This window comes from Thiomicrorhabdus xiamenensis, from assembly GCF_013282625.1.
GTDB lineage: Bacteria > Pseudomonadota > Gammaproteobacteria > Thiomicrospirales > Thiomicrospiraceae > Thiomicrorhabdus > Thiomicrorhabdus xiamenensis.
On the sequence record NZ_CP054020.1, the window covers coordinates 1,355,314 to 1,373,214 of the forward strand.

The window sequence follows — 17,901 nt, forward strand, 5'->3', positions numbered from 1 at the left end:
TCAGGCGACATTAACTACTCTGATGGCGACTGAGCATTGATTACTCCAGAAAATCCAAAATTGCCTGCTCAATCTCTTCTTTGTTAACCACTGTTTTCTGAGCAATCGCTTTATCGAACAGTTGCGCAATCTGCACAGGAATCTGCACGCCGGCTTTCTGCGCGATCATTTCCAAAGCTTCTTTATCATGCTCCGGCTTTTCACCGGTCAAGGCATAAGCGATTACCGGAGAGAACTTGGTCCATTCGGCAGTCGAATAGGCAATCGTTTTGATGGATTTGTCCTGACGGCAAGTATCGTACGCTTTGAAACAAGTCGCTGTATGTGGACACATCAGGTAGTTGACTTCAAATGCCTGTTTGATATATGCCAGCCCTTCATCATCGGTACAGAAATCTGCAGCAAAAATTTCCTGAACTTGCGCCAGTTCATCCGCATTCAACTTGTAATATTTATCGCTATCCAACTGAAGCATCAGTTCTTTAGTACGTTCTGCGCCGAACAGATCAAACAAAATACGTTCGATATTCGATGACTTCAAAATATCCATCGCTGGTGATGTGGTCGGAATCACCTTTGATTCACGCAGATCATATTCACCGGTGGTAATAAACTGAGTCAGAATATTGTTCTGGTTGGATGCAATATGAATCTGCTTGACCGGTAGTCCCATTTTCATTGCATAGTAGCCGCCCAAAGCGTTACCGAAGTTGCCGCTCGGTACATTCAGATACACCTGATCACCCATTTCGATCGCACCCTGACGAACCAGTTCCAGATAACTGTAAACATGGTAAATCGTCTGGAAGATAATGCGCCCGAAGTTGACCGAATTGGCTGCCGAAAGCGAAATATTGTGCGCTTGCAAAGCATCTTTAAACTTGTCGGAAACCAGCAGGGTTTTCAATGCACTTTGAGCATCGTCAAAGTCACCGTGAATACCGATTACTTTCAGGTTTTCGGCATCTTCGGTTACCATCTGCAAGCGCTGTACATCTGAAGTACCGCCGTCCGGATACAGGCAGGCAACCTGTACATTGTCGCGATTCTTGAAGGTTTCAAGTGCTGCAGGCCCCGTGTCACCGCTGGTTGCAGCCAGAATCAGGTATTTTTCATCACGTTCCTGAGCGACGGCAGACAGGACTTTACCAAACGGTTGCAACGCCATATCTTTAAAGGCGCGAGTCGGCCCGTGGTATAACTCGCTGACATACAGGTCGTCATAAACTTTAACAACCGGCACAGGATTGCTTGGGTCGTCGAACTCATCATACAATGCCAGTGCCGCATCAATTACCGACTCATCAATATCAACCTCAAAAGAGTTCAAAATATCCTTGGCCAGTTTCTTATAACCAGAATCGACATGCTCTAACAGGAATTTCTGATCGAATGACGGTAGGCTTTCCGGAGAGTAAATACCACCAAATGAGGACATTGGGCTCAAAATAGCCTGAGAAAAAGTGATGCTGCTCGGTTTTTGACCGTCGTTGCCACGGGTTTCAATAAAGTTCATGGGTTACCTTATTTAAAAGACTGAAATTTTGTTATTTTGATTAGAATTCAATAATTTGCGGAATTATACCGAATATCCTTATAAAATGCTTCTGCTGCTCGATAATCAAACCATCTTTAGCAGCGAGATTAATTGCAAAGCGCCCGCCAATTTTTCTTCCAACGCCAGAAACGCTTAATTTTACGGTTTGTCAGATAAAACTGCTTTCCGGCACCTAAATCCAGAAACACACTGCTAAGGCCCCCTGTCCGCAGCGCTTCGTCGATTGGTTTTGCCCATTCGTTTTCGACATTCTCAAGCGCGGTTAACCACTCCTCCAATTGCATATTTGGAATCGCTGCACAAAGATTGTCGGGATAAACCAGGCTGTGACCGTTAATCGATTGAGACTGCCATTGCTCAAAAGCGTTCATCGACGGACAGGAACGCGCGCAACACAGTTTTGCCATCCCTTGCAAATAAACATTATCGGCACATACACAGGCAGCAGAACGCTCTTTGATCTTGTGCTGCAACGAACCTTCACCCCATGGCCAAATGCTATTGATCTCGGGAAAGCCTTTGTTGCGGCGCGCTTCATTAACCGGGTGGCTGTAAAACAGCATCTGAGTTTCATTAATCAGTTGACGCCAGTAGTTGGCGGCATTTCCCTGAGGGTATGCGTCCGTCACACTTCGATAAGCAACTTCGTGCAGATCGGTCGACTGTAAATCGATCGGCTGCTTGACACGCATAAACCACTGATCGGCCTGTCCATATAGAAGTTCTACCTGATCCTGAGCAAAATGCCGGTTAAAACTTTCCAGTAGTGCCCGCGATTCCTCTTCGGTGATCGCAAGATCCTTAGCCGGAAAAAGGATAAGTGTATCCCGATCCGGAATCATCTGTACCGGATCGACACTTAACCAAAACTCCTCAATCCCGTTCTCAAACGCTTCTGGAACCAGTACGGCAGCCCGTGTAATGGCGCTGGGCAGTTTTTCCGTCTGATGAAAAAGATAACAGGCCTGAGCTTCAAAAGCGCGCCGCTTTGATAAACGGTAATCCGCCCTGCTTAATAACTTCTGCAAATGCGGTAACTCAAGCGATTTCAGAGCATCTTGAGCCTCATCGATACGCTGTGGATGCAGAAGCCCGGGGATCCATAGGGTTAAAGATTGTGTCGCTGGCATAAACAAGAACCTTTAAATAAAAAAGCCAGCGATATCACTGGCTTATAAGCTTCACCTGTAATCTGTTTAGTTAACCCAGATCGGCAATACGAATACGCTGAATTTCGGAATCAACCACTTCAAGTGCAATCAAGGCTTCCAGCGCCTGATTAAGTTTGGATTCTTTTACCTGTTCGGTCAGCATGACCAAAGTGGCGTCGTCAGGGTTTTCTTCCGACGGTTCCTGATGTAAATGTTCGATATTAATTTCCAGCTCGGCCAATTTGGTCGTAATCTGCGCCAGAACACCGGCGTTATCCTTAGCAAAACAGCGCAAGTAGTAAGCCGAATGAATTTCATCGATCGACTCAACCGGAGCCTGTGCAAGTTGATCCGCTTTAAATCCAAGTCCAGGAATACGATCTTCGACAGTCATCGACTGCGCGCGGATCACATCGATAATATCTGCGACAACCGCACTGGCCGTTGGCCCGGCACCGGCACCCGGTCCATAATACATAGTCGGACCGACATGGTCGCCTTTTACCATGACCGCGTTCATTACGCCGTTAACGTTAGCGATCAAGACATCTTTTTTGACCAATGACGGATGAACGCGTAGCGAGAAACCATTTTCGGTACGATTGGCAATACCAAGGTGCTTAATCTTATAACCGAACTGGTCGGCAAAATGGATATCTTCGGCCGTAATGCGACTGATACCTTCGGTATAGGTTTTATTGAATTGCAGCTCAATACCGAACGCAATAGAAGCCAAAATGGTCAACTTGTGCGCAGCATCGATTCCCTCGACATCGAACGTCGGATCCGCTTCGGCATACCCGAGTTCCTGAGCAACCTTCAACACCTTGTCAAAGTCGGCATCCGGTTCTTCCATCTCGGTAAGAATGTAGTTCCCCGTACCGTTAATAATTCCGGCCAGCCATTCGATCTTATTCGCCGCCAAGCCTTCGCGTAACGCCTTGATAATCGGAATACCGCCGGCAACGGCCGCTTCGTAGTTTACGATGACATTATTCTCGTCGGCCAGCGCGAACAATTCATTACCGAATTCGGCAATCATCGCCTTGTTGGCGGTAACAACATGCTTACCATTACGGATCGCCTGACTGACCAACTCCTTGGCCAGCCCGGTACCACCCATTAATTCAACAACAATATCCACATCAGGATGATTAACGACATCCTCAGGGTTTTCGGTCATCTGAATACCGGTAGTATCCACCGGACGTGCGCGATTCAGGTCACGGACAGCAATAATACTGATTTCAATCGTGTGTCCTAAACGGCGCTCAATCTCATTAAGGGTATTTTGCAGAATGTTGACGGTTCCGCCGCCGACTGTACCAAGCCCTAAAAGACCGATCTTATAGGTTTTCATAATGTGGTTGGATCCTAGTTTAATATTGTTTTTTAATCTTGTTTAATCAGGCCGTCTTTGCGGAACATGTCGCGGATACCGCGAATCGCCTGACGGGTACGGTGCTCGTTTTCAATCAAACCGAAACGTACATGGTCATCACCGTAGTCTCCGAAACCGATACCCGGAGAAACCGCGACTTTCGCTTCCTTAAGCAGTTTTTTGGAAAACTCCAGAGAGCCCATTTCGCGATATGGTTCAGGGATTTTCGCCCATACAAACATGGTTGCTTTAGGCGGAGTCACTTCCCAGCCGACTGCGTTCAAACCTTGGCATAAAACATCTCTGCGTGACTTGTACATCTCACAGATTTCATGAACACAATCTTGTGGCCCTTCCAGAGCGGCAATAGCGGCAACCTGAATCGGTGTAAAAGTTCCATAATCAAGGTAAGACTTCATGCGTTTAAGCGCATGAACAAGATCCGGATTACCGACCATAAAGCCGACGCGCCAGCCTGGCATATTGTAACTTTTGGATAAGGTAAAGAATTCGACCGCAATGTCTTTGGCCCCTTCCACTTCCATAATTGACGGCGCTTTGTATCCGTCAAAGACGATGTCCGCATAAGCCAAGTCATGGATGACCCAGATATTGTGCTCTTTAGCAATTTTGATAACACGCTCGAAAAAGTCTAACTCGATGGTGTCGGTCGTTGGGTTGCCTGGAAAGTTAAGTACCAGCATTTTCGGCTTCGGCCAGCTGTCTTTGATCGCTTTTTCCAATTCTTCAAAGAAGTCTGTGTCCGGCGTCATGCGTACATGGCGGATGTCGGCACCGGCAATGACGAAACCGTACGGATGAATCGGATAAGCCGGATTCGGAACCAGAACAGTATCGCCTTTATCCACGGTAGCCAATGCTAAATGAGCCAACCCCTCTTTCGAACCGATGGTCACAACCGCTTCGCTATCCGGATTAAGGTCGACGTCGTAACGGTCTTTGTACCAGTTACAGATCGCTTTGCGCAGACGAGGGATCCCCTGTGAAACCGAATAACGGTGCGTGCCTTCACGCTGCACCACTTCGATCAGTTTATCGACAATATGCTTTGGCGTATCCTGATCAGGATTACCCATACCGAAATCGATAATGTCTTCGCCGCGACGACGGGCTTCCGCCTTCAGTTCGCCGACTATGTTAAATACATATGGAGGGAGTCTTTTGATTCTTTGAAATTCGTCTGCCACGAAAGTATGCCTTCTACTCAATTGTTGAGTCAGCCAACTTGGATCACAGGGATCGGTTAACCACTCAGACATGCTTAAAAAGAGGGGTTTAAAGTAAAACGATAATGATACAGCATCCTGATTTTTCGTCAATTGAAAATCCATGCCGAATCGGCTTTAATAACGGCCAATCAGCATTTAAAACAGACCTCTGCGCACTTTGTACAGAGATCGCTGTTCATTCACTAAATTCAGGGCCAACATTATGAAATTTACAGAGCACCGCGACTCCAATATCAATGTGGTAAAACACTACGAACCCGGCCTGGTGAAAATCAACGCCGACGAATACCGTCACAGTCTGTTTTTAAACCAACATGAAGTCTATCCGGATTGGCCGGTCGAACATATCGAACAGCTGACGACAGCATTGTTAGATGAGATTTTACAGACGCAACCCGAGGTGATTATTCTGGGTACAGGAGAACAGCAGGTTTTTCCGCACCCTTCCCTGTTTGCACATTGTGCCGGTAAAGGCGTTGGACTGGAGGTCATGGCGAACGATGCCGCCTGCAGAACCTTTAATGTAATTACTACCGAGGATCGTGATGTCGCTCTGGCACTGATTTTCAAGAACGCGGATTAAACACGCTTATAAGGGGCAAGCCACCTGGCAACTAAGCGCGCCCCTTTGAAAACCAAAAGATTAAACCCTTTCGCCCACTGAACTCAACTTTCACTCACCCAAAACTTTTTTGATTGAAATCTTCTGCCCGTGATAACGAACTTCAGTGTACAGCTTAGGCTTGTCGGTAAGGCCAGTCGATCCCATAGTCGCAATCTGCGCCCCTGAGCGTACCTGATCCCCTTTTTTCACCAACAATCGCTGATTGTGTGCATAGACGGATAATTTACCGTCCGGGTGTTTGAGCATAATCATATTGCCGTACTCGGTAATGCCATCGCCGGCAAAAACCACTTCTCCATCTGCCATTGCATACACTTTCTGGCCGATAAAACCGTAAATTTCCAGAGCGCTGATGCCATGTTCGTCACGAATAAAACGGTAATCCGTCTGTTTACTCATCGGCCAGGACCATTGCTTAACTGAATCGGCACTTAAGTCTTCGGAATAAGCCGGTTCACGACTGACATGATAGGTATTGACGCTATTATCCGTATTGATAGATGAGTCGTAAGCTGACGCATTATCTGAATAAGGGATTTTCAGCTCCTGATTCACGTAAATCAGGTCAGCACGGCTGATGTGATTAACTTCCTGTAGAAGCGTGAGTGGCACCTGGCATTTCTCGGCAATCCGGCTCAGGCTATCGCCGGGTTTTACAATATAGACACTCGAACAGGAATTTGCGCCGCTTACCGGTTGGCTTTTCAGCACTGGAGCCGGTCTACCGTCGTCACGAGCTGAAGGGTCATATTTAAGTGGCGAACTGCATCCCTGAAGCTGTAACAACGAAATCGAAACAACAGCAATCAACGGGAGATTTTTTTTCAGATAGGTTTCCATAATGAACCGAAATATTTTTTGTATTGGTTTAATCGTTACGAATCGTTTAGGACTCTAATCATGAGTAATTCAGCAACCAATTGCAACCATAGGACGCCAAAATAGAGTCTCGAAGCCTTTAAGTGTGCATGATAGCGCCGGCAGTAAATGTATTAGCTGGACAAAAACATCATTTGAGATAGTGCCAGCCGATTGCCAGCACAATAAGCGCAACCAGCGCCCAACCGATCCAATCGACCCACTTACGGATAACCGGCTCAAAGGAAGCGCCACCCCAACGCATCAAGGCTGCGACCAGATAAAAACGTGCACCCCGTCCGACTAGAGAAGCAATAATAAACGGTAACAATGCCATGGCACTGGCCCCGGCCGATATAGTAAAGACCTTGTAAGGTATCGGACTGAACCCGGCTATAAAAACGACCCAGACTCCATACTGATCAAAAAAAGCTTGTGCGGCATCCAGCTTAGGCTGATAGCCCAGTTCGACAATCAAAGGCTGAATCATATCCATCGCAAAATAGCCGATCGCGTAACCCAGCAGGCCGCCGAGTGCGGAAAACAACGTGGCGATCCATGCAAAATAAAAAGCCTGTTGCGGCTTGGCCAGGCTCATCGGCATCAGCATTACATCGGGGGGAACCGGAAAAAACGATGATTCGGCAAAACTCATTCCGCCCAGATAGCGGGTTGCTTTAGGATGAGCAGCCCACTGTAAAACCTTATCGTACAGTGGCGTAAAAATTTTCATTGCGCAACTCCTTTACGCATTGGAACAAACGAGACATCACCGAGAGCGACCTGCTCCAGTCGGTCCTGATGGCGGATAAAACCATACAGATGTTGTGGATGCGAACCGATGGGCATAACAAGGCGGCCGCCTATTTTCAGCTGTTCGACCAGTTCGTACGGAAGTGTTTCCGGAGACGCCGCGGAAATAATAGCGTCAAACGGTGCATAGCCAGGTAATCCCCAGTGACCGTCCGCAGTAAAAAACTCGACATTACCTGCCTGTAATTGCTGTAATTTTTCCTGTGCCTGACGACTTAAATCGGGAATACGCTCAACGGTGTAGACCTTGTCACACAAAGCCGACAGGATCGCTGTCTGATAGCCTGAACCGGTACCGATTTCAAGAACCTTGCGCACAGGGTTGTTGGCGTCCGACAACAACCATTCGGTCATAATCGCCACAGTGGAGGGATGGGAAATTGTCTGCTCATGACCGATAGGTAATGCACAATCTTCGTAGGAACGATGGGAGAAAGCCGGGTCAACAAAGAGATGCCTCGGGATCATATTCATAACATCCGCGACTTTTGTCGTCTTTAAGGCGCCCTGCGCCTGCAGCTGGGTAATCAGTTTTTGGCGTTTACGCGGCGAGGTCATTCCGACACCATCATATTGGCGACAAATTTCGAACTGGATTCTCTGATCTGGATTCTGCTGCATAAAGGTCAATCTGAAATCCTGTCCGCCCATGCCTTGAGATTTTGCAGCGCCTGGTAATGCGTTAAGTCAATCTTCAGCGGCGTAATGGAGACGTAACCATGCTCGACGGCATAAAAATCGGTGTCTTCAGCAGAGTCTGCCGCACTGCCGGCCGGACCAATCCAGTGGATAGGCAGTCCTCGAGGATCTAACTGACTAACGACTGGCTCCGAAGCGTGACGGCGTCCCAGACGGGTTACCTTAAATCCTTTTATCTGCTCAAGAGGGAGGTCTGGGATATTAATATTAAGGATCGTATCGGACGCCAACTCTATATCGGCCAAGTCATTGAAAATTCTTAAAAAATAATGTGCCGCACTATCAAAATTAGTTTCGCCGCAAAGCGATATCGCAATCGATGGCTTGCCAAGAAAACGCCCTTCCGTTGCCGCCGCGACCGTGCCGGAATAAAGCACATCGTCTCCCATATTCGCCCCAGCATTAATTCCGGAAATGACCATATCCGGTTGAAATCCGAGCGCACCGTTAACCCCCAGATGAACACAGTCTGTCGGAGTACCGTTAACACTGTACTGAGTTGTATTCTTTTCGTCATCCTGCTTAACCAGATGGAGACGTAAAGGATTAACCAGAGTCAGAGAATTACTTGCCGCGCTGCGGTTACGATCCGGAGCGATCAGAGTCAGGGATTGAATAGTCGGATGCCCTTGCAAACTCTGCAAGAGGGTTTGAATGCCGGGGGCGAAATGGCCGTCATCATTCGAGATAAGAATTTTCATTCAGTTTACAATACGTCTTAAATTTCAGCCTAATAATATAAACCATACCGGCAGGCTTTAGCAAAATAACCCAATAAAAGTTTCTTGAAATTATGAGCAATGACGACCAAGACCTTTTCGCCGCAGCAATGAGCGATGTTACCCCTCTGAAAAAGTCGAATAAAATCGAGTCTTATGACCGGGAAGAACAGATCGCCAAAAGCAAGCGCCTCCTCAGAGACAGTAAAAGGAAACGCATGCAAAAAACGCATCCGGAACTGGAGTTGGATCGAAAGCAGATTTTTTCCAAAGTCGGCGCCTTTGACAAATTGTTGTATTCACAGAAAGGCGTCCAACTGCGTGAAATCAATCGTTTGAAAAACGGCGATTTTGCGGTTCAGGCGCTACTGGATCTGCATGGTAATACCGAAGAACAGGCCGAAATCCTTTTAAACCGGTTTCTGGCGGATGCCATAGCGCAAAAGTTGCGTTTCATCCGCATTATTCACGGTAAAGGCTACAACTCGGAAAATGATTTTCCGGTACTGAAAAACCTGACAAACCAGGTATTACGTCAGTGTCGTCCGGTCATTGCATTTAGCAGTGCTGCAGAAAAAGACGGCGGCGTTGGAGCGGTAAACATCCTTCTTAAATCCTAAAAATCCTTAGAATCAAAAAGTTAAAGATGCTTTTTGAGAAAATTTAAAACGTAAACAATGCCGTGAAAAACGACTTTTGAATAGAATAGATTGACACGATTTCGTGTACAGAAGTGAACCAGGTTTAAATCAGGAACTTTGATCGCTGTCGCGCGGACCATCCTTCTGTAAGGATTCGTCTTCAGAATCATTCTGAATGGTAATTGGAGCCAGTGGAATTACTTCGATAAAGACCTCGTTTGGTTTAACCATCCCGAGCACTTGACGTGCAATGGTTTCGATCCCTTCATCGGAAGTTTGCAATTCGTTGACTTCCTGTTTCAGAAGGCTGTTTTGCTGCTGCTGGTCGGCCAGCGTTCGATCAATCTCGTTAAGCTGTTGTTTCGCCTGCAGATAATCGCTAAAACCACCGTCGGATGACAGTAAACGCAAAAGAAAAACCACGCTTAAAAAGATCAAGAGGTAATTAAAGTATTTTAATTTCATCCTAATCTCCTTAAAACGTGGCTTCATTATCTATCCCGTATTCGACAGGATAGATCAATAACCGATTAATTCGCGTTATTTATTTCAGGTTGTAAAAAGCGTCTTTACCAGGGTAAACCGCTTCCGCACCCAATTCTTCTTCGATACGAATCAACTGATTATACTTGGCGATACGGTCGGTACGAGATAGAGAACCGGTCTTAATTTGACCTGAACCTGTCGCAACTGCGATATCCGCAATCGTAGTATCTTCTGTTTCACCTGAACGATGAGAAACTACCGCTGTGTAACCCGCTTTCTTAGCCATAGCAATCGCTTCGAAGGTTTCCGTCAAAGTACCGATTTGGTTAATTTTGATCAGGATAGAGTTCGCGATCCCTTTCTCGATCCCTTCAGCAAGGATTTTAGGGTTGGTAACGAACAGGTCATCACCAACGATCTGTAGACGCTTGCCATCTTTTTCTGTTTGCAGCTTGAAGCCATCCCAGTCAGATTCGTCCAGACCGTCTTCGATCGAGATAATTGGGTACTTAGTTACCCACTCAGAAAGAAGGTCAACCATTTCCGCTGAAGTTAAAGTTTTGTTTTCTGACTTCAAGAAGTAAGTACCATCGTTGTAAAGCTCAGAAGACGCCGCATCCATTGCGATCATAATATCTTCACCCGCTTTATAACCGGCTGCTTCAATTGCTTCCAGGATAACAGTGATCGCTTCTTCGTTAGATTTAAGGTCAGGTGCAAAACCACCCTCGTCACCAACTGCTGTATTGTAACCTTTGTCAGAAAGAACTTTTTTCAGGGCATGGAATACTTCCGCACCGTAACGGATTGCTTCAGACATGCTTGGCGCGCCAACCGGCATGATCATAAACTCTTGGAAATCAACAGAGTTATCCGCATGCTCACCACCGTTGATGATATTCATCATAGGAACCGGCATTTTGTAATCATCGGTTTTCAGGTAAGCGTAAAGTGGCAGACCTTTAGATTGCGCTGCTGCTTGAGCAGTTGCAATGGAAACCGCAAGAATAGCGTTTGCACCAAGACGCCCTTTATTTTCGGTACCGTCCAGTTCGATCATCGCTTTATCGATAGCGACCTGATCGGTTGCATCCATACCGATCAATTTAGCTTTAATTTCTGTATTGATGTTGTTTACAGCGTTCAGTACGCCTTTGCCACCAAATTTAGATTTGTCTCCATCGCGCAATTCGATTGCTTCGCGAGAACCGGTAGAAGCACCGGAAGGAGAAATACCACGACCTTTTGAGCCGTCTTCAAGAATCACGTCCGCCTCTACGGTTGGGTTCCCGCGAGAATCAATAACCTGACGTGCTTTGATATCTTTAATTAATGACATTGTTTTTCCTATAAGTTAATGTAAATCTAAAAACTCTTGAATGAATCCATCAATTTTAAGGTGTTATGATGACATTTTAATGAAGTTTCAAAATAAAGCCCCGAATTATAAGAATAAATTCAGGGCTTTTGATCTTTGAATGACTAAATGTCCAGCAGGCTGTTTTCAATAAAGCCGTGCTTTTTAACCACCTGATCCAGTTCTTTCATGGTTTCAAGGAGTGGTTTCAAATTGCCTAAAGGCCACATGTTCGGGCCATCACTCAAGGCATTTTTCGGATCCGGGTGTGTCTCCATAAAGACGCCTGAAATACCTGCTGCAATTGCAGCACGTGCCAGAACCGGAACCATTTCACGCTGTCCGCCGGAAGTCGTACCCTGACCACCCGGCTGCTGAACCGAATGCGTCGCATCGAAAACGACCGGACAACCAGTACTGCGCATCTGTGCCAAACCGCGCATATCTGAGATCAACGTATTGTAGCCGAAAGAAGTACCACGATCGCAGACCATAATCTGTTCATTGCCGACCTCACGGGCTTTAGCGACAACCTGATCCATATCCCAAGGCGCTTGAAACTGCCCCTTCTTAATATTGACCGGTAGTCCCTGGCGGCAGACATTTTGAATAAAGTTGGTTTGTCGAACCAGAAACGCCGGAGTCTGCATAACATCAACAACCGAAGCTACCTCATCCAAAGGGGTATCTTCATGGACATCAGTAAGAACCGGTACGCCGATTTCGTCTTTTACTTTCTGCAGAATGCGCAATCCTTCTTCGATCCCTAATCCACGGAAACTTTTGGTCGATGAACGGTTCGCTTTATCGTAAGAAGACTTATAGATAAACGGAATACCCAGTTCATCGGTCAATTCCTTCAGAGAGGCCGCTGTTGCCAACGCCATCTCTTCGGATTCAATGACGCATGGACCTGCAATCAGAAAAAGAGGCTTATCCAGACCTGCTTCGAAATGACATAGCTGCATATTTTTAACCTTTTTTCCCTTTACGGTATTCATTCGCTGCATTCACAAATGCGCCGAATAACGGATGTCCTTTACGCGGCGTAGAGGTGAATTCAGGGTGGAACTGGCAAGCCACAAACCATGGATGATCGGCAATTTCAACAGTTTCAACCAGTTCACCGTCTTCTGAACGACCCGCGAAACGCAATCCTGCATTCTCAAGACGTGAAATATAACCGTTATTGACTTCATAACGGTGGCGGTGACGCTCGCGAATGGTCGTAGCACCGTAAACTTCAGCAATTTTGCTGCCCGCTTCCAACTGACAGTTCTGACCACCAAGACGCATAGTTCCGCCAAGATCAGTCTGCTCGTCACGCTCGACAACATTACCATCCTCATCGGTCCACTCGGTAATCAACGCAACAACCGGATGCGGAGTTTTTGCATTCAATTCGGTTGAATGCGCGCCTTCAAGACCGGCAACATGGCGCGCGTATTCAACAACCGCCATCTGCATGCCCAGACAGATACCTAAATAAGGAATCTTGTTTTCGCGAGCGAATTGGATAGCATTGATTTTACCTTCAACACCGCGTTCACCGAAACCGCCCGGAACCAGAATCGCATCTTTACCGTTCAGTACAGAAAGGTCTCCGGATTCCAGCTCTTCAGAGTCGATATAGTCGATATTCACCTTGGTACGACTGTGAATACCGGCATGAATCAGGGATTCAATCAGAGATTTATACGCTTCGGTGAGATCAACATACTTACCGACCATTGCGATCTCAACAGACTGTTCCGGATTCAACTGATCATGTACAACTTCATCCCAATCGGAAAGATCTGCGTCCGGAGCCTGAATATTCAAGCGTTCGACAACAAGATTGTCCAATCCTTGCTCATGCAACATACGCGGTACTTCATAAATCGTACGCGCATCCAACGAGTTGATAACTGCACGCTCTTCCACATTGGTAAAGAGCGCGATTTTACGTTTTTCACTTTCCTCGAGCGCCATTTCTGAACGGCAGATCAGGATATCCGGCTGTATACCGATAGAGCGCAACTCTTTAACGGAGTGCTGCGTAGGCTTGGTTTTAACTTCACCGGCCACAGCAATATACGGCAACAACGTCAGGTGCATAAACAGCGCGTTGGAACGACCGACTTCGATACTCAACTGACGGATCGCTTCCAGAAAAGGCAAAGACTCGATATCACCGACCGTTCCACCGACCTCGACCAGTGCAACGTCATAACCGGCCGCAGCCGATTTAATGCGATTTTTGATTTCATCGGTAATGTGCGGAATCACCTGTACGGTTCCACCCAGATAGTCTCCGCGACGCTCGTTACGGATTACCGTCTCATAAACCTGGCCGGTGGAGAAACTGTTGCGACGGGTAAAATGACGCTGAACAAAACGTTCATAGTGCCCCAGATCGAGATCGGTTTCGGCGCCATCATCGGTTACAAAAACCTCACCATGCTGAAGAGGACTCATGGTGCCAGGATCTACGTTGATATACGGATCCATTTTTAACATGCTGACTTTTTGGCCGCGTGCTTCCAACAGAGCACCGAGAGAAGCGGCTGCAATCCCTTTACCGAGCGAGGATACAACACCACCTGTTACAAAGATATATTTTGTCATCTAGGGTCACTTTTTGAAGAAAAAAAGAACTTAAAGAATTAAGTATTTGAGTCATCAGAATGGAAGCGCATTATAGCCTATAAGTGCGTATTCAGCAATGCGTTTCCCAAAAAAGCGCCGTAAAAAAGCTTATTTGCGCAAACGGGTTGACGTTATCGCTTATTAACGCATTTTCAAACGCACTTGCGAACTCTTAACTGTTGTCGAGCAGCGGAATTTCCATGCCTTCGGAAAGCAAGCCCAGCCATTGCCATAATGCAACCTGATCGAAGCCGCCGAGATTACAGTTATCGCCCGATGACTTTCTTAATCCCAGCACGCTAAAACCGTTTTCATCGCTATTAGACTCATGCATATATTCACGCGAAACCAATACCGGCCAGTCTATCCTTTCCCAGTAAGGGATTTTCTGCTCCTGAAAAAAATTCTTCAGATCTTTCTTGGAAAACGGGAATGCGCTGTGTGTTTTCACCTCGGACAAAGGACGAATATCCGCAACCTGCGGCGCCCTATTAAGCTGCCCAGACCCCCAAAAGCACCAGCGCGACTCGACTTTCGTGCCCGGCGACAATAAAGCAGCGCTAAATACTGAAGCATTAAACGCCTTTGTTTCAGGCTCCTTGAGCAGATACAGCCGATCTTTGTAGATTCTAAATTCAAGCCCTTGCGGTAACTTATAAGCAAGCCGGTGATTCTTTCCGGTAAACGGCCGATACCAGTATTGTTCGAGCCATGCAAAATGCACGCGATTGACAAGAATTTTATTCCCCGCAAGATGCTTAAGCCAGTATTGCACTAGATTCTTATGTTCCGGCCAATCCAGCTCTGGATGTTTTTCCAGGTACAGTGCCGTTGCAAGCTCGGGTTGCAACTGCAGTCGAGCTAAACGTTCAAGCAGATCTTGGCTTTCCTGAGCGTTTTTGGCAGTTTCCGCAAGGTTATGTACCGCACCGGGAACTTCTTGTTGCAGTTCAGGCACAATCTTCCGTCTCAGCCAGTTACGACGAAACATTAAGTCTGCGTTACTTGGATCCTCGATCCACTGAAGGTTTTCGACTTTGGCGTAGGCACTCAAGTCATTTCGGGAAAAAGTCAATAAAGGCCTGAGTAACCATTTCTGCCGCTTTCGTTGAATTTCGGGCATGGCGGACAAACCACCGATTCCGGTTTGCCGCAGGCTGTTCAGTAAAAAAGTTTCCGCCTGATCGTTTTCGTGGTGCGCGGTCAACAGGACCTCGTTCTCGGCAAGATCGGAAAACAATGCCTGATAGCGTGCTTGACGTGCTACAGCCTCCAACCCCTGACGATTACGAGAGGTAATACAAACATTAATCGATTTAAAAGGAATCGACCATTGCCGGCATAAATCGCGACAAAAGGCTTGCCAGCCTGACGAATGGGATTGCAACTGATGATTAATATGCACGGCACGGCACGGAATGGATAATTGCGAACAGAGATGAAGCAGCACAGCCGAATCAAGACCGCCACTCAATGCAACAACCAGTGACGGGCTTGTCAGATCGGTTTTACGAAGAAGAGAATGCACGCTTTGCGAAAAAGCAGCGCTGATCGATCCGCGATCATCGTGCAACAGGCTCTCGTCCGATAGGTTGGCGTTATGAATGCAATAGTAAGACGCTGCAGGGTAATCGGACATAGATTAAACGAAAGAAAAAACTGAAACCGAAGACAGCAAGCAAACTGCATTCCCGAGATCGGAATGCAGTTTTGTGAACAGTTTAACCTTCAAAGTTTCCATAATTCATATAACGCTCGTAGCGACTGCCGAGAAGATCGTCAATCGAACGCGTTTTGAGATTAGCCAACTGTGACAGAATTGCAGATTTCAGGCTTTCCGCCGCTTTGTCATAATTGCGATGCGCCCCACCCAGAGGTTCTTCGATAATTTCATCGACCAGCCCCAGTTCTTTAAGACGCGTAGCGGTAATACCAAGCGCTTCCGCGGCATCGGCTGCATTAGCGGCATTCTTCCAAAGAATTGACGCACACCCCTCAGGTGAAATAACCGAGTAAGTCGTATACTGCATCATCATAGTGACGTCGCCGACACCGATTGCCAAAGCACCACCGGAACCGCCTTCTCCGATAACCGTACAGATAACCGGAACTTTAAGTTCCGCCATTTCGATCAGATTGCGGGCAATCGCTTCACTTTGACCGCGTTCTTCGGCATTGATCCCAGGGTATGCTCCCGGAGTGTCGATGAATGTCAAGATCGGAAGATTGAATCGTTCCGCCATTTTCATCAGGCGAAGCGCTTTGCGGTAACCTTCTGGACGAGGCATACCAAAGTTGCGGCGAATCTTCTCTTTGGTATCACGCCCTTTCTCCTGCGCAATTACCATTACCGATTGGCCGTCAATTCTTGCCAGACCGCCGACAATTGCTTCGTCATCGGCAAAAGCGCGGTCACCGTGCAGTTCTTTGAATTCAGTAAAGATACGCGGAATATAATCCAGCGCATAAGGACGCTGCGGATGTCTGCAGAGCTTCGAGATCTGAACATCACTGAGTTTGCTGAAAATAGATTGCGTCAATTTTGTGCTTTTCTCTTCCAACGCCGAAATCTCATGCACCAGATCCATATCGTCGCTTTCCAAGTGACGCAATTCTTCGATCTTTGCTTCCAGTTCAGCGATAGGCTGTTCAAAATCCAAAAAATCTAACTTCATAATTCTTTATCCATCTTCAGACAGTTTGACACGGTGCAATTTATAACAATGCAAATTATTCGCGCATTTTAACAAAACTTGCTGCCTTTAAAGGCTTTTTGTCATCACTTCCACTACACAAAGCGCGTAACCGATTGTATTTGCAAATAATAATGACCGCAAAATACCATCCGGACCGAAAATTGACCTTTCGAACTTTCAGTTTATTATTATTTACTGAATAATAGCGAACCGTATTTTTCGACGACCGTTAAAATTTTTTTAACGCGGTTACGGTAAACAATCCAAGGAACTTTTTATGCACTTAAACCGTCACAATTCCACAACTAAACGATCCGGCATCGTTCTATCCACTTTACTGGCGGCCACACTGGCGAGCCCGGTCATGGCTGACGGCCTTAGCGGATCCGGTGAACTCGGTTACAGCGATTCCGACGGAAACACTGTCAGCACTTCACTCTACGGGTCATTAAAAGCCAAATACACTCAGCCGGTGTACGAAGTAAAAACACTGATCGAAGCCAACTATAAGTCTGAAAATGATATCCAGACCCAAGAGCGTTATTTGCTAGATGCACAGATGAACCGTTTCTACAACGAAGCACACAACTACTACAGCTTCGTGGGCGCACGTTTTGAAAAGAGTAAATTTGAAGGTGTTGATCTGGACGCTACCTATACGCTAGGTTTGGGTAAAGAGTTGTACAAGACAACCAGCACCCAGTTCCTTGTTGAATTGGGTGTGGGTTACCAGACCATTGATTACTCCGACGATTTCGGCAACGGATCTGAAGACCAGGTAATCGGTCGCTTTAAAGCCGAGGTCACCCATAAATTGACCCAATACGCGGACTTCTCGCAGGATGTAACCGCTACCTTTGGTGAAGCCAACACGAAAACCGAAGCCAATACCGCCGTCAAAGTCAAAATGGCGGAGAAACTGCGTCTAAGCGTCGGTTACAAATACCGTCATAACTCCGATCCGGCCGACGGCGCTCTGAAACTGGATACCCAAACACTTGTCACGCTGGTATACGATTTCTAAACTTGATCCATTACA

At 46.7% G+C, this 17,901-nt stretch carries 17 protein-coding genes; 3 read left to right on the forward strand and 14 right to left on the reverse strand.

Translation table 11 applies throughout. The features are described from left to right. Window positions 1-40: 40 nt before the first annotated feature. The 4 genes from thrC to alaC all read right to left on the reverse strand — a co-directional run bounded on the left by thrC (window position 41) and on the right by alaC (window position 5,298). On the reverse strand, window positions 41-1,516 hold the full coding sequence (thrC, locus tag HQN79_RS06240; protein WP_173285086.1) for a threonine synthase: 1,476 nt from the start codon (window positions 1,514-1,516) through the stop codon (window positions 41-43). 128 nt (window positions 1,517-1,644) lie between these two features. Then, window positions 1,645-2,688, reverse strand: coding sequence for a hypothetical protein (locus tag HQN79_RS06245; protein ID WP_173285087.1), 1,044 nt, complete (start codon window positions 2,686-2,688; stop codon window positions 1,645-1,647). 70 nt (window positions 2,689-2,758) lie between these two features. After that, window positions 2,759-4,069: a homoserine dehydrogenase gene (locus HQN79_RS06250; protein ID WP_173285088.1), complete on the reverse strand. Its 1,311-nt coding sequence runs from the start codon at window positions 4,067-4,069 to the stop codon at window positions 2,759-2,761. Between the two features lie 32 nt (window positions 4,070-4,101). After that, the gene (alaC, locus tag HQN79_RS06255; protein ID WP_173285089.1) at window positions 4,102-5,298 is read right to left on the reverse strand and encodes an alanine transaminase; all 1,197 of its coding nucleotides are present in this window, start codon (window positions 5,296-5,298) and stop codon (window positions 4,102-4,104) included. A 244-nt stretch (window positions 5,299-5,542) separates the two neighbouring features. Between alaC and HQN79_RS06260 the strand changes: the two genes are divergently transcribed. After that, a complete protein-coding gene (locus tag HQN79_RS06260; RefSeq protein WP_173285090.1) occupies window positions 5,543-5,923 on the forward strand; it encodes an Mth938-like domain-containing protein in 381 nt (126 codons plus the stop codon). A 90-nt stretch (window positions 5,924-6,013) separates the two neighbouring features. On the opposite strand, the gene HQN79_RS06265 is transcribed toward HQN79_RS06260, so the two are convergent. The 4 genes from HQN79_RS06265 to surE form a co-directional block, all read right to left on the reverse strand. Beyond that, window positions 6,014-6,805, reverse strand: coding sequence for a M23 family metallopeptidase (locus HQN79_RS06265; protein WP_173285091.1), 792 nt, complete (start codon window positions 6,803-6,805; stop codon window positions 6,014-6,016). 169 nt (window positions 6,806-6,974) lie between these two features. Continuing rightward, window positions 6,975-7,556, reverse strand: a complete 582-nt coding sequence (locus tag HQN79_RS06270) for a YqaA family protein (protein ID WP_173285092.1) — start codon at window positions 7,554-7,556, stop codon at window positions 6,975-6,977. Then, window positions 7,553-8,257 carry a protein-L-isoaspartate(D-aspartate) O-methyltransferase gene (locus tag HQN79_RS06275; protein WP_173285093.1) on the reverse strand — a complete coding sequence of 235 codons (705 nt, stop codon included), beginning with the start codon at window positions 8,255-8,257 and terminating at the stop codon, window positions 7,553-7,555. Before HQN79_RS06275 ends, HQN79_RS06270 begins: the two co-directional genes overlap by 4 nt. A gap of 5 nt (window positions 8,258-8,262) precedes the next feature. After that, window positions 8,263-9,036: a 5'/3'-nucleotidase SurE gene (surE, locus tag HQN79_RS06280; RefSeq protein ID WP_173285094.1), complete on the reverse strand. Its 774-nt coding sequence runs from the start codon at window positions 9,034-9,036 to the stop codon at window positions 8,263-8,265. Between the two features lie 92 nt (window positions 9,037-9,128). Here surE and HQN79_RS06285 point away from each other — a divergent pair, with 92 nt between their 5' ends. Then, the gene (locus HQN79_RS06285) at window positions 9,129-9,674 is read left to right on the forward strand and encodes a Smr/MutS family protein (protein ID WP_173285095.1); all 546 of its coding nucleotides are present in this window, start codon (window positions 9,129-9,131) and stop codon (window positions 9,672-9,674) included. Window positions 9,675-9,803: 129 nt separating this feature from the next. On the opposite strand, the gene HQN79_RS06290 is transcribed toward HQN79_RS06285, so the two are convergent. The 6 genes from HQN79_RS06290 to HQN79_RS06315 all read right to left on the reverse strand — a co-directional run bounded on the left by HQN79_RS06290 (window position 9,804) and on the right by HQN79_RS06315 (window position 16,841). Then, on the reverse strand, window positions 9,804-10,160 hold the full coding sequence (locus tag HQN79_RS06290; protein WP_173285096.1) for an FtsB family cell division protein: 357 nt from the start codon (window positions 10,158-10,160) through the stop codon (window positions 9,804-9,806). Between the two features lie 79 nt (window positions 10,161-10,239). After that, window positions 10,240-11,520, reverse strand: coding sequence for a phosphopyruvate hydratase (gene eno, locus HQN79_RS06295; protein WP_173285097.1), 1,281 nt, complete (start codon window positions 11,518-11,520; stop codon window positions 10,240-10,242). 143 nt (window positions 11,521-11,663) lie between these two features. After that, a complete protein-coding gene (kdsA, locus tag HQN79_RS06300) occupies window positions 11,664-12,506 on the reverse strand; it encodes a 3-deoxy-8-phosphooctulonate synthase (RefSeq protein WP_173285098.1) in 843 nt (280 codons plus the stop codon). Between the two features lie 4 nt (window positions 12,507-12,510). Next, on the reverse strand, window positions 12,511-14,145 hold the full coding sequence (locus HQN79_RS06305) for a CTP synthase (RefSeq protein WP_173285099.1): 1,635 nt from the start codon (window positions 14,143-14,145) through the stop codon (window positions 12,511-12,513). Window positions 14,146-14,338: 193 nt separating this feature from the next. Next, complete coding sequence (gene tilS / locus HQN79_RS06310; protein ID WP_173285100.1) at window positions 14,339-15,805, reverse strand: tRNA lysidine(34) synthetase TilS; 1,467 nt, start codon at window positions 15,803-15,805, stop codon at window positions 14,339-14,341. 82 nt (window positions 15,806-15,887) lie between these two features. After that, complete coding sequence (locus HQN79_RS06315; protein ID WP_173285101.1) at window positions 15,888-16,841, reverse strand: acetyl-CoA carboxylase carboxyltransferase subunit alpha; 954 nt, start codon at window positions 16,839-16,841, stop codon at window positions 15,888-15,890. A gap of 298 nt (window positions 16,842-17,139) precedes the next feature. On the opposite strand from HQN79_RS06315, the gene HQN79_RS06320 reads away from it, so the two are divergent. Then, the gene (locus tag HQN79_RS06320) at window positions 17,140-17,886 is read left to right on the forward strand and encodes a DUF481 domain-containing protein (RefSeq protein WP_173285102.1); all 747 of its coding nucleotides are present in this window, start codon (window positions 17,140-17,142) and stop codon (window positions 17,884-17,886) included. The last annotated feature ends 15 nt before the right edge of the window (window positions 17,887-17,901 follow it).